This window comes from Leptolyngbya sp. DQ-M1 (assembly GCF_039962505.1).
In the GTDB taxonomy this organism is placed as follows: domain Bacteria; phylum Cyanobacteriota; class Cyanobacteriia; order Leptolyngbyales; family Leptolyngbyaceae; genus Leptolyngbya.
The window spans coordinates 1-12,810 of the sequence record NZ_JAMPLJ010000031.1 but is presented as its reverse complement, the minus strand read 5'-3'; the positions used below and the strand labels follow the sequence as shown (position 1 = coordinate 12,810).

Genomic DNA, 12,810 nt, shown 5'->3' with positions numbered 1-12,810 from the left:
AGATTGGCGAGAAATTGCTTGCTTGAAAGTTGCTGCGTAATATTGAGCAGCGCCGAATGTTCAGGCATTATTGTGCTTAATTTTGAACATAAGCGGTTAAGTTGATGATACCCTTGGCGGTACGGTGCAGGCAGAAAGTCCTGGAGAAGGGCAAGGAACCACGATGACCGTGAGATTGCCTCTACGATCTCAACTCCTAGAAATCACACCGTCGAGTGACCTAGAGTCCACAGCAGCAGCCCTTTTAGAAGTCGATAGTCAGGAGGTCCCTTCTTTGGCAGGCTTACAAATTTTGGCGGTGGATGACGATGAGGATAGTCGCAACCTATTTAAGTACCGATTGGAAGAGGTTGGGGCAGAAGTGGTTGGGGTTGGCTCGGCTAGAGAAGCGATCGCGGCTTTGAGGGCATCTCCTGAGCGATTTGATGTCCTTTTAGCAGATATTGGAATGCCTGATGAGGATGGATTTTCTTTGATTCGGCAGGTGAGAGCATTAGAAGCTGGAGGACAAATTCCAGCCGCCGCGATCACAGCTTACGTCAGTGATCAGGAGCGACAAAGAGCGATCGAGTCGGGATTTCAAAAGCACTTAGCGAAACCCGTTAATTGGACTCAATTGATTAGGACGATCGCGGAGTTAGTTGGACGATCTCTCTAACGTCAAAACAGCAAATCCCCTCCCAAGATTGGAAAGGGACTTGCTTTCTAAAACTTGTCGATTCTAGACCGCAACTTTGTGCGAGTCGCTAACTTGGCTAGGAGACTGCACTTTGCTCAACAAACCCTGCAAGGTCTCGCCCTCAATCACTTCGGTTTCGAGCAGTTGAGTCGCGATCGTTTCGAGCAGTTCCCGGTTCTGCCGCAAAATCGCGAGGGCACTTTCGTGAGCCGTTTCGACAATTTCTTTGACTTCGATATCGATCGCTTTTGCAGTATCCTCGCTCACCATCCGCCGAGGATTAGAGCCATCCCCTAAGAACATTGCCTGCTGTCCTTGCTGATAGGCGAGTGGCCCCAATACCTTACTCATGCCGTAAGTTGTCACCATGCGTTCAGCTAAGTCAGTAGCTCGCTGCAAATCGTTAGAAGCGCCTGTTGTGATGCTGCCAAAGATCACTTCTTCTGCCGATCGTCCACCCAGCAAGGTTGCAATTTGCCCCCGGAGTTCGGCTTCATTCAGCAAGAAGCGATCTTCTGTTGGCAGTTGTAATGTGTAGCCTAAGGCTGCCATACCCCGCGGCACGATCGAGATTTTCTCAACGCGACCATTTCCAGTTGTTAAGGCTCCCACCAAGGCATGACCGACTTCGTGATATGCCACAATCTTCTTCTCGGTTTCGTTCAGCACACGGCTTTTCTTTTCGAGTCCCGCTACTACACGCTCGATCGCTTCGGCAAAATCCTCTTGAGCCACCGTTAGACGCTGATTTCGAGCCGCCAAAAGTGCTGCTTCGTTGACCAGATTAGCAAGATCGGCTCCGGCAAAACCGGGTGTACGAGTTGCGATCGCTCTTAAATCGACATCTGGACCCAGTTTGACCTGCTGAGCATGAATTCTGAGAATCGCATCCCGACCCGCAAGATCAGGTCGATCAACTAAGACTTGTCGATCGAATCGACCGGGACGTAACAGGGCTTGATCTAAAACTTCGGGGCGATTCGTTGCCGCAAGGACAATCACAGTCGCATCCGTGGCTGCGAATCCATCCATTTCGGTCAGCAATTGATTCAGCGTTTGTTCGCGTTCATCATTCCCGCCATACATACCGCTGCTGCTGCGAGATCTGCCGATCGCGTCAAGTTCATCAATAAACACAATACAAGGCGCTTGCTTCTTTGCCTGGTCAAATAAATCGCGGACTCGGGAAGAACCCACCCCGACAAACAGTTCCACAAACTCAGACCCCGAAATACTGAAGAATGGAACCCCCGCTTCGCCAGCGACAGCTTTGGCTAACAGCGTTTTTCCAGTTCCAGGCGGACCCACGAGCAATACGCCTTTCGGAATTTTTGCGCCGATCGCGGTATAACGTGCCGGAGTTTTGAGAAAATCCACAATCTCAACTAACTCAGTTTTCGCTTCTTCTACCCCGGCAACATCCGCAAACGTGATCTTTTCAGATTCCCCTTCGACATACACTTTGGCTTTACTTTTGCCGATCGACAATGCGCCTTGTGGACCATTCGCGCCTCGTGCTAAAAAGAATTGCCAAATTGCCACAAAGATCAGCGGCGGAATCACCCAGCCGAGCAGACTCGTAAACCAGCCATTTCTTGGCGGCGGTGTTGCGGCAAACTCAACCCCTTTTGCTTCTAAAAGTTTGGGTAGCTCTAAATCAAAGATCGGAGTCGTTGAAAACACTTGTCCCGGCGTACCATCCTCAGTTTTCAGTTGATACCGAATTTGATTCTGACCGACTGAAACTTGGCTAACTTCTCCTTCTTGCACTTGATGAATGAACAAGCTGTAGGGAACTCCCGGAACTTGAGCACCAAACAAGTTAGGCAAAAACAAGTTGACGAGCAGGAATACTCCCGATACGGCAAGCAAGATGTTTGAAATTAAGCGAGAACGAGGCGGTGTCGGTTTTTCTTTGATTGCCATAAGTGAAGGTCACAATGCTTTTCTGTCAACGTTAGAATTTTGTAGCTCAAGTTACAAGTCAACCAAAGACAGACTCGATCGCCGTCCTTCTAATGATGATATGAGTAAGTCGTGAGCCAACACAAACGAGTGCAACACAATTGTTGCATCATAGGCATTCAATGTGACGTGGTTCTGTCCTAATTCTGCTCCCGTCATTGATCCGCAGATCAGTTAGATCCTTGCTGACAGGTTGTTAGTAGGCGGTAAAATAACTCTTCGCGCTAACCCTACTTGCCTCAGGCTTACAATCACCCACCAGGTCATATCAATTTCCCACCATTTCCAGCCTGCTTTTGCCACATTGGGATAGGCATGGTGATTGTTGTGCCAACCTTCGCCATAAGTCAGGATCGCTGCCCACCACAAATTCCGAGAATTGTCCTCTGACTCATGACTGCGATAGCCTGTCATGTGACTAGCAGAGTTAATTAACCAGGTACTATGCCAAAGCAGAACGGCTCGGAGAAATAGTCCATAGATTACAAATGACCAACCGCCAAGCAGGTACAGCACAACGCCAAGGGGAATTTGCAGGAGTAGATAATAGCGATCGAGCCAGCGGTAGAAGGCATCTTTCGCTAAATCAGGTGCAAATTTGCGATTTGATTCGTATTCAAAAAACTCTGGGCGGTTGTAAAGCAACCAACCCATGTGGCTCCACCAAAACCCTCGTTTTGCCGAATAGGGGTCTTTGTCAATGTCTTCTGTGTAGGTGTGGTGCCGACGATGCCCTGCCACCCAAAAGATTGGACCCCCTTGTAATGCCAAAGCACCCACAGTTGCGATCGCATATTCCAATCCCTTTGGCACCTGCAAACTGCGATGCGTCAGTAGTCGATGATACCCCAGACAAATGCCGATACTGCCAAATAACCAGTGCAGGAAGATCGCAACTCCCAGTGCCGACCAGGAGAAAAACCAGGGAGCTAATAACGCTAGCGCATGAACGACTGCAAAAAAACAAACGCTTACCCAATTAAACTCAAACGGCTGAGTGTTCTTAGGGTTAGCGTCAACGATGTTGGAAGTCATGAAAATTCCATTGAATACACTTTCACTTTAGGTAGACATTTTGCTGTTGATGTCTGTCTACAGTGGTGAGTGCTTATATTGCCTAGAGAGAACTTACGGTTACTACTCCAACCCTATTGCATGATCCGGATTGCCAAGTCTGATAGCTATCAAACTAATGCTTAGAGTTGGCGATCGCAAGGGCTATTCCTGCTCTTTTTGGATTCATGCAACAAAGCTCCGTTAATTTGACAATGCCGAGTTTACTTGATCAAATACAAAACGTTTCGCAGAACACTAAAGCCTGCTAAGTCCCACAATAGATAAGCAGCAAATCCAATCATCGCCAAACGTCCATTCCAGAGTTCCGCTTGGGGATTGAAGCCGAAAAGAAAAGCATTGCGATCGACACCATTGTATTCGGTGGCAACAGGAGGTAAGTTAGTCGCTTTGTTCGATTGCATTGTTACACTTCTTAATGAACTTCTATCTCTCACAGTACAGCTAGTGTTCCGATTGGCTCTGTACCTTTAGAGGCATTTCTGAATGTTGTGCTTGAAGTCGCGATCTCACTAGACCGATAAAGTCCTGGTTTCTCTGTTGCCCCGCGTGATCGTTGAACTCTTTAAAGCTGTGTTAGGCTGAAGGCTGAAGCGATATTTTTGATTGTTGTAATTTCTTATTTTTCTGTAAGTGTTGCTCCGAACCTAAATCTCTCTACATTGTTGTGATTCTGGAGCTTTTTTATGTCGATCTATGTTGGCAATCTTTCTTACGAAGTGATGCAAGACAATCTCAGCGAAATCTTTGCTGAGCATGGAACGGTCAAGCGAGTTCAATTACCGACTGATCGGGAGACTGGGCGGGTTCGAGGCTTTGCGTTTGTTGAAATGGCGACTGAGGCAGAAGAGGAAGCTGCGATCGAAGCGCTTAATGGAGCAGAGTGGATGGGGCGCGATTTGACCGTCAATAAAGCGAAACCGCGTGAAGAGAAAGGTTCTTCCGGTGGATATTCCCGACGCTAATTTGGGTTCAGCAAGAATTTAGCACCATTCCTAAAGTCTTACAGACAAATCTATAACGTCTACCTTTCGCGATCGCTGATCCTATTTTGCGATTTTGCGATCGTCAGTTTTTACTTATCCTGGAGAACAAATGAATACCAAAGAAATTCTGAGTCGGTATGCAGTGGGACAACGGGATTTCCGAAATCTGAACCTAATTGCGGTCAATTTCAGAAATGTAAATCTTGCAGGTATCAATCTCAGTGGGGCGAATTTAACTAAGGCAAACCTGACTCAGGCTAACTTAAGTTACGCCAATCTTACAGGTGCAATTCTAACTGGGGCGACGTTAACCGAAACGAAGTTTACTAGAGCAAACCTCACGGGGGCTAATTTAAGCGACACCAACTTAGGTGAAGCCAATTTGAGCCAAACCCATCTCAGAGGGGCAATCTTACCCACCGGAACTAATCCTCGTACACTCTCAAATCGTCTTAAAGCACCACAGGTTCAAAAACTGACGGTCTAGAAACGCGCATTCTTAGTAACCTGCATTACCCAAGAGACTTAATCCTGTGTTTGATAAATTTACAGAGAGAACTATCAAAGTTGTGAATGCGGCGCAAGGTGAAGCCCGTCGTCTTGAACATAACTATGTTGGCACAGAGCAGCTTTTACTCGGTTTAATTGCGACTCGACCGAGCATTGCTGCACAAGTGTTGGCTGATCTAGATGTCACTTTGGAGGAAGCACAAGAGCAGGTGCAGGCAGTGATTGGTCGAGGGACTGGATTGTCGCGTGCTGAGATACCTTTTACTCCCCGCAGTCGGCGTGTCTTAGAACAGTCCTTACAGGAGGCAGAGCGACTAGGGTATGGTCGAGTAGAGCCAGAACACTTGTTGCTTGCGATCGTGCAAGATGATGCAGGACTAGCCACTCAGATTTTAGAACGGTTAGGTGTGGAGCGGACTGAGGTTCGGATTAATGTGCTGCAAGCCATCTCTGAAGCGAAGCCAATTCTACAAGGTAACAGTTCCGGTCGCAAGACTACGCCGATTTTGAATGAGTTCGGCGCGAACTTGACTGAACTAGCGGCGTTGGGAAAGCTTGATCCGGTGATCGGTCGGACTCAGGAAGTAGAACGGATGATTCAGATTCTGGGTCGCCGTACGAAGAACAATCCGATTTTGATTGGCGAACCGGGTGTCGGAAAGACTGCTTTAGCAGAGGGACTGGCGCAGCGCATTGTCGATCGAGATGTGCCCGAATCGCTCCAGGATCAGCAAGTTCTAACATTGAATATCGGGACATTGCTAGCGGGAACGAAGTATCGAGGTGAATTTGAGGAACGCCTCAAAACCATCATGAAGGAAGTTCGCGCATCAGGAAACATCATTTTAGTAATCGATGAAGTTCACACCCTGCTAGGGTCAGGTTCTACTCAAGGGTCGCTTGATGCTGCGAATATTCTGAAACCTGCTCTGGCGCGAGGCGAACTCCGCTGTATCGGAGCGACGACACTCGATGAATATCGTCAGTATTTTGAGCAAGATGCGGCACTTGAGCGGCGATTTCAACCTGTGATGATTGATGAACCCAGTGTTGAAGAGACAATTTTGATCCTACAGGGGTTACGCAGTCGCTACGAGCAGCACCATCGATTAGAAATTTCGGATTTGGCGCTAGAAGCGGCGGCGAAACTTGCCGATCGATACATTCCTGATCGATTGCTTCCAGATAAAGCGATCGATTTGATTGATGAAGCGGGATCTCGCGCTCGAATTCTTCATGGCAAACAGTTCACACTCGATAAAAGCTTGAGTGCAAGATTCAAACAGATTTTGCTTACTAAAGCCAGCGCGATCGCACAACAGGACTTTAGACGCGCTGGTGAAGTGCGATCAAGCGAACTGACATTGCAAGCAGAAGTTCAGACTGAGACTCCAGCGTTTGGCTCCTCAATTGTGGTGAATGAGGTCGATATTGCTGAGATCGTCTCAGCTTGGACGGGTGTTCCGGTGAACAAAGTCACCGAAGCAGAGTCAGAACAGTTGATGCAGATGGAAGCAGTTTTACATCAACGACTGATTGGACAAGAGGAAGCGGTAAATGCGATCGCACGCGCGACTCGACGGGCAAGAGTGGGGTTGAGCAATCCGAATCGCCCGATCGCCTCGTTTATTTTCTCAGGTCCCACAGGAGTTGGCAAAACCGAATTAGTCAAAGCATTAGCCGCCTGCTTTTTTGGCTCTGAATCAGCAATGATTCGGCTCGATATGTCTGAATTTATGGAGCGCCATACCGTTTCTAAGCTGATTGGTTCTCCACCGGGATATGTCGGCTATAGCGAAGGCGGGCAGTTAACCGAAGCCGTTCGACGCAAGCCTTACACGGTTGTCTTATTTGACGAAATCGAAAAAGCGCATCCTGATGTGTTTAATTTACTGTTGCAAATTCTAGAAGATGGTCGCCTCACCGATGCAAAAGGGCGGGTCGTGAATTTTAAGAATACTTTGCTCGTGATGACCTCGAATGTTGGCTCTAAGGTGATTCAGAAAGGAGGTAGTGGACTCGGCTTTGAACTATCGACGAATGTTCTAGAAGCCTCTTATCAACGCACTGTAACGCTAGTCAATGAAGAACTGAAGCAGTGTTTTCGTCCAGAATTTTTGAATCGGTTAGATGACATCATTGTGTTCCGACAATTGACACATGACGAAATCAAACAAATTGCGAATCTTTTACTGAATGAATTCTCAGACCGTTTATTAGAACAGGGCATCAAACTGGAAGTCAGCGATCGCGTTAAAGATCGCCTCGTCGAAGCAGGCTATCATCCAGAGCAAGGCGCACGTCCGTTGCGACGAGCCATCACTCGTCTCCTCGAAGATAGTTTGGCTGAGGCAATTCTCTCTGGTCGAGTCAAGCCTGGTGATTCTGCAAAAGTTGATTTAGATGAGCAGGGGCAGCTCAAGATTGTTTAAAGAATTCAGCCGATCGAACGAGATAGTAACGAAATCAAACATCTAATGTTTCTAGGAGGGTACGCTTTGAGTTTTAATAAAACTCTTTTGCTTTATGGTCAAACGTTCACTTCAGGCATCGCCAACTGGCATTCAACAGGCTAAACGTGCATTTGCAATCAAAGGCTGGACGCAGGAAAACTTGGCGGGAGAAGTGAACTTAAAGACCCGTCAACCCATCTGGCGCTTTTTCACCGGGCAACCTGTCGATCGCCAGATCTTCCTGGAAGTTTGTTCGATTTTAGATTTGGATTGGCGCGAGATTGCGCTTGATCCCCCTGTAGATTTTCCAGCACCGGGCGGACGAACAAAAGCAGCCCCTGTAGATGTGGATAGTCTGGTACAGGAAGTGCGATCGCAGCATCAAGACACGATTCAAAATCAGTGCGGCATCTTGCAGTTACTTGATATCAATCGTCCCGTTAGCATTGATGACATCTATGTGGATGTCAATATTTTAGAAGAAATTGCAAGCCAACAATGGTTCGAGATCGCTGAACTCCAGAACTTAGAACTGACTGAGTTCGATCGCGTGGGCTTAGGAGCTGTCGAGCAAAAGCAAATTCCAGGAATGCAGGCAGTCGAAACCTATTCAAAGCTGAGAGTTTTGGGAAAACCGGGAGTTGGCAAAACCACTTTTCTGCAACATCTAGCGATTCAATGCAGTCGGGGAGAATTTGCTACCGATCGAGTACCGCTCTTTATGGTGACGAGAGAGTTTGCAGAAGAATCGAGAAACAGCGGCAATTTTAGCCTTTTTAATTATATTTGCGCTTGCTTTGTTCCTTCTGGCATTTCAGACTCCGCAGTGATTGAAACATTGCTGCAATCGGGTCGAGTTTTACTGTTAATGGATGGTATCGATGAACTGCTGAATCAGGATAGTGCATCAGTTCTCCGAGAAATTCGCCAATTCTCAGACAAGTATCATCGTAATCAATTTGTGGTCTCCTGTCGTACAGCAGTTCAAAGGCTGCAACTTCGAGGCTTCACCGATGTTGAGATTGCACCGTTCACCCAAGCGCAAATTACAACATTCGCACAAAAGTGGTTCGCCGTATTCAGCAGAACAATGCCGCGATTAGCGCAGAGCGCAACTCCGAAGGAACCGCAGCAAAATCAGTCTGTTGAGTTTATGCAGAAACTAGACTTACCGGAGAACTGGCAGTTTCGCCAACTGGTTGTGACCCCTTTGTTTCTGCACCTTGCCTGCTGGGTGTTTCATGGTCAAGAAAAATTTCCAACAAAGCGGACTGACTTTTACAAACAAGGACTCGATCTGCTGCTGGGGAAGTGGGATGAAGCCAGAGGAGTCGAACGCGATGATGCTTACCGAGGTTTTTTATTACCTCAGAAGCTCAGATTACTGAGTCAATTAGCTGCCGTCACTTTTGAACAAGGACAATATTTTTTTGAACAACGTATCATTGAACAATACATCGGAGACTATCTACGAAACTTACCGGATGCGTCGTTAGAACCTGAAGAACTGCAACTTGAAAGCGAAGCGATACTAAAAGCGATCGAGGCACAGCACGGACTCTTAATTGAACGGGCACGAGGCATTTTTTCATTCTCCTACTTGGCGTTTCAAGAATACTTCACGGCTCGAAAAATTGTCGCGAGTCATAATCTACGAGCATTAGAGCAAGCATTAGGAGGATTGGTGAGTCACATTACCGATCCTCACTGGCGCGAAGTGTTCTTGTTAACGGCTGCGATGTTGCGAAGTGCAGATTCACTTGTGCAGTTGATGAAACAACAAATTGATGCGCTAGTGGCTCAAGATCCCTATCTGCAAGATTTTCTAGTGTGGGTCAGCCAAAAATCTCAAACTATTCCAATCGAACCGAAAGTTGCAACCACTCGCGCATTTTACCTTGCGCTTGCCCAAGCTCCACATACGTCAGAACAGTTTGCCTTAGCCAGCACTCTAGATCAGGGAATATTTTTAGATGCGGCATTAGAGAACTTGCTGCTGGAGTTTGCCACCGACCAGAGCCAGGATTTTGCCTACATCAATGCGTGTAGCGAAGCGCTCAACAATATTCTAGTGATGGTTCTGGATGCTGGATTCTACAAATCTCTGCAACAGTTAAGAGATCAGTTACCTGCTCCAAGCCAAAACCGAGAACGGCTTCAGGACTGGTGGCAGACAAACTATCCGGCTTGGATAGCACAGTTACGCAGTACGATCGCGCATTATCGCAACATTCAGCATCCCTGGCAGTTTAGCCCTGAGCAACAGCAAGTCCTACAACGGTACTACGATGCCAACCAACTTTTGATTGATTGCTTGAATAGCAACTGTGAAGTCACAACTGCAATTCGACAAGAGATTGAGGCAACGTTGCTTTTACCTCAGAAAGAGTTAGAAGATCGAGAATGGCAAGGGGAATAAATTGTACCGAAATCAAACAATACATACATGAAATCAAACATCACTGTGTCAAGGTGGGGGTAAAAGAAAAGGAATTTAACCATGAGTGTGATTCAGAAATTAATCGTGAATGCCGATGCAGAGTGCCGCTATCTTACGCCGGGAGAAATGGAGCAGATCAAAGGCTTTATGATGAGCAGCGATCGTCGATTGCGATTGGTCAAAACCTTAACCGAAAGCCGCGATCGCATTATTAAACAAGCCGCGAGTCAATTGTTTCAGCGTCGTCCCAATTTAGTCTCTCCCGGTGGCAACGCTTATGGTAAGGAAATGACCGCAACCTGCCTGCGAGATATGGATTACTACCTGCGCTTAATCACTTACAGCGTCGCGGCTGGAGAAGCGACTCCGCTTGAAGACATTGGATTGATTGGAGTACGCCAGATGTACAATTCCCTCGGTACACCGCTTGAGGGCGTTGCTGAGAGTGTTCGTGCGATGAAAGCAATGACGACTTCCCTCATGTCATCAGAAGAAGCAAGGGAAGTCGGTGCTTATTTTGACTACTTGATTGCTGGACTATTGTAATTTAGGCTTTCATCCGCCCTTTGGTAGAGGTTTAGGTAACGATTTGTTTCGTAATCCATCAATTCAACTGAAAAGTCAAGCATCACCCATTTAGAAATGTCTTGAAAGCGATGTTGTGTTTTTACGAGACTTCTATTGCGAGACTGTTACTATGTTGAACTCGAACAAACTTCTGAACCCTGAAATTCTCAAAAATGTCCCGATTCTGATTGTGGATAACGATCGAGACAATAGAGATTTTTATGCTTTTTTGCTTGAAAGCTATGGTGCACGAGTCGCAACAACAGGTTCAGTCGAAGGCGGATTAGCATTACTCAACAAGTCACTCCCTAGAATTTTGATTTGCGAGATGAGGTTTCCAGGTGAAAGTGTTTATCCACTTATTCGACGCGCTAAATATCTTGCGCTCAAGAGTGGCAGCACCACCTCAGTCTTAATTACTTCAACTTGTCCGATCGCAGAATTTACTCACCAACCAGGATTCAAGGCTGAAGCGTATTTACTCAAGCCCGTGAAGTTAGATGATTTTGTGAATGAGGTTTGGAACCTTACACAAGGGTCAAGAATTTCCGAAGTCAGCTGGCTCAGTTAAAACATTGAAGAAAAATAATATGTCTGCTTCTTTAGCTCAAGGTGTTTTGGTCACAATCATCAGCGAAGCTGTTTTGCAGGAGAGGCTAATCCGTCTGCTCTCAAAACTAGGAGTGTCTGGCTATACGATCATGGTGGCGGAAGTCATGGTAAAAGAATGGGAGACATCGCAGGGTACAACACCAACACTGAACTCAAAACGATCGTCACCTCAGAAGTTTCTGACCAATTACTAGAAGATCTGAAGCAATATCAATCAACTCATGCTCTGATTGCATTTCGTAAAACAGTAGAAGGATTATTTGATTGAATCGATAGATTAGCTCTATCGTTAGAGAGACTCATCCATTACGCACTAAGTCGTAAGTCGTAAAAGATGGCTGAAGCAACAATTCAAACACGAACTCAAACACCAGGCTGACAGACTTGAGTTGTTGGCGTAATCAGCGTTAGCAATTAACAAGTAAAAGGTGGAATTCATGGCTGATATCGTTGATACTGCTGTCAAAACTGGTTCTTTCAATACTCTAGCTGCTGCTCTCAAAGCTGCGGGTCTAGTCGAAACTCTCAAAGGTGCAGGTCCATTCACAGTGTTTGCACCCACAGATGAGGCGTTTGCCAAATTACCAGAAGGCACTGTAGATGGATTGCTAAAAGACATTCCGCAACTCAAGAAAATCCTCACGTATCATGTCGTTTCTGGTAAAGTCATGGCGGCTGATGTGACTAAGCTGAAGTCAGCGAAAACAGTTCAAGGTTCAGACGTAAAAATTGATGCCTCGAACGGAGTTAAGATCAATGACTCTCAGGTAACAGCCCCCGATGTGGCGGCAGACAATGGTGTCATTCACATCATCGATACGGTACTTATCCCTGCGTAAGCAAATGTTGAGGAGTAAACATCCAGAGATTCAGTCATAGTAGCTGAATTACTTTCAGCTCTCACCTTTGTCTTCACGTAACCAGGTGAGAGTTTTCTATCCATTCAATCACTCTAGAACTACGACTTCACGTTGCCTAGTCAGTTGGCTCACAGTTTTTATCTTAACTAGGGTTATCAGAGGTCAGTATGAATTCATCGATCGAACTCACGCTAGAGCAAGAATTCAGTCTCAGAGATTTCACCGATCAAGTTCATCAGATGCCCCGTGAGCAAGCTCAAGCATTTCTGATTGTGCAGTATCGGCTTATGCTAGTTCAGAAAACGATGTATTTAGGGCTTCTAAGGCAGGAATGGAAATTGGAGCCAACTCTCACTAATGGTTAAGCCAGGACGGAAGATATGAATGCTCAAGAAATTGTAGAGCTCTATGCAACAGGACAACGAGATTTTAGCCATGTCAAGCTTGTTCAAGCCTGCTTGACAGAGGCAAAGCTGGTTGGGGCAAAGCTAATTGGAGCTGAGTTAGTGGGTGCCGATCTACGCGGAGCTGACCTAACTGAGGCTCATCTTATACCAAATTGAAAAAAGGAAGCGACAAATGAGAGACTGAGTTCTACCGTGTGGAGAAAAATGACAATGGCAGGTGTGACCCGCATCGAAATCCGAGAAACCGCAGTAGAACT

Annotated in this window: 13 protein-coding genes and 2 pseudogenes; 11 read left to right on the top strand and 4 right to left on the bottom strand. The window is 46.5% G+C overall.

Annotated features, from left to right (window positions below; genetic code table 11):
* The first annotated feature begins 163 nt into the window (after positions 1 to 163).
* Positions 164 to 658, top strand: a complete 495-nt coding sequence (locus NC981_RS25385; RefSeq protein ID WP_348245568.1) for a response regulator — start codon at positions 164 to 166, stop codon at positions 656 to 658.
* 63 nt (positions 659 to 721) lie between these two features.
* Here the strand turns inward: NC981_RS25385 and ftsH4 are convergent, their stop codons facing one another.
* The 4 genes from ftsH4 to NC981_RS25365 form a co-directional block, all read right to left on the bottom strand.
* A complete protein-coding gene (ftsH4, locus tag NC981_RS25380; protein ID WP_348245567.1) occupies positions 722 to 2,605 on the bottom strand; it encodes an ATP-dependent zinc metalloprotease FtsH4 in 1,884 nt (627 codons plus the stop codon).
* A 51-nt stretch (positions 2,606 to 2,656) separates the two neighbouring features.
* Positions 2,657 to 2,803: a hypothetical protein gene (locus tag NC981_RS25375; RefSeq protein ID WP_348245566.1), complete on the bottom strand. Its 147-nt coding sequence runs from the start codon at positions 2,801 to 2,803 to the stop codon at positions 2,657 to 2,659.
* Between the two features lie 15 nt (positions 2,804 to 2,818).
* Positions 2,819 to 3,679 carry a fatty acid desaturase gene (locus tag NC981_RS25370; RefSeq protein WP_348245565.1) on the bottom strand — a complete coding sequence of 287 codons (861 nt, stop codon included), beginning with the start codon at positions 3,677 to 3,679 and terminating at the stop codon, positions 2,819 to 2,821.
* Positions 3,680 to 3,921: 242 nt separating this feature from the next.
* On the bottom strand, positions 3,922 to 4,122 hold the full coding sequence (locus NC981_RS25365; protein ID WP_348245564.1) for a chlorophyll a/b-binding protein: 201 nt from the start codon (positions 4,120 to 4,122) through the stop codon (positions 3,922 to 3,924).
* Positions 4,123 to 4,404: 282 nt separating this feature from the next.
* Between NC981_RS25365 and NC981_RS25360 the strand changes: the two genes are divergently transcribed.
* From NC981_RS25360 to NC981_RS25315, 10 genes and pseudogenes are all read left to right on the top strand, one after another.
* Complete coding sequence (locus tag NC981_RS25360; protein WP_348245563.1) at positions 4,405 to 4,683, top strand: RNA-binding protein; 279 nt, start codon at positions 4,405 to 4,407, stop codon at positions 4,681 to 4,683.
* A 130-nt stretch (positions 4,684 to 4,813) separates the two neighbouring features.
* On the top strand, positions 4,814 to 5,191 hold the full coding sequence (locus NC981_RS25355; protein WP_348245562.1) for a pentapeptide repeat-containing protein: 378 nt from the start codon (positions 4,814 to 4,816) through the stop codon (positions 5,189 to 5,191).
* A gap of 46 nt (positions 5,192 to 5,237) precedes the next feature.
* The gene (locus NC981_RS25350) at positions 5,238 to 7,646 is read left to right on the top strand and encodes an ATP-dependent Clp protease ATP-binding subunit (RefSeq protein WP_348245561.1); all 2,409 of its coding nucleotides are present in this window, start codon (positions 5,238 to 5,240) and stop codon (positions 7,644 to 7,646) included.
* Positions 7,647 to 7,740: 94 nt separating this feature from the next.
* Positions 7,741 to 10,086: an NACHT domain-containing NTPase gene (locus NC981_RS25345; RefSeq protein ID WP_348245560.1), complete on the top strand. Its 2,346-nt coding sequence runs from the start codon at positions 7,741 to 7,743 to the stop codon at positions 10,084 to 10,086.
* An 81-nt stretch (positions 10,087 to 10,167) separates the two neighbouring features.
* Entirely contained in the window at positions 10,168 to 10,653 is a 486-nt protein-coding gene (locus tag NC981_RS25340; RefSeq protein WP_348245559.1) for an allophycocyanin, read from the top strand.
* A 151-nt stretch (positions 10,654 to 10,804) separates the two neighbouring features.
* Positions 10,805 to 11,245 (top strand): response regulator, encoded by a 441-nt coding sequence (locus NC981_RS25335; RefSeq protein WP_348245558.1) that lies wholly within the window; start codon positions 10,805 to 10,807, stop codon positions 11,243 to 11,245.
* Between the two features lie 19 nt (positions 11,246 to 11,264).
* Positions 11,265 to 11,554: pseudogene (locus tag NC981_RS25330) on the top strand (hypothetical protein).
* 169 nt (positions 11,555 to 11,723) lie between these two features.
* The gene (locus NC981_RS25325; RefSeq protein ID WP_348245557.1) at positions 11,724 to 12,125 is read left to right on the top strand and encodes a fasciclin domain-containing protein; all 402 of its coding nucleotides are present in this window, start codon (positions 11,724 to 11,726) and stop codon (positions 12,123 to 12,125) included.
* Positions 12,126 to 12,313: 188 nt separating this feature from the next.
* A complete protein-coding gene (locus NC981_RS25320; RefSeq protein WP_348245556.1) occupies positions 12,314 to 12,511 on the top strand; it encodes an NblA/ycf18 family protein in 198 nt (65 codons plus the stop codon).
* 15 nt (positions 12,512 to 12,526) lie between these two features.
* A pseudogene (locus NC981_RS25315) lies at positions 12,527 to 12,697 on the top strand (pentapeptide repeat-containing protein); the annotation flags it as partial.
* Positions 12,698 to 12,810: the final 113 nt, after the last annotated feature.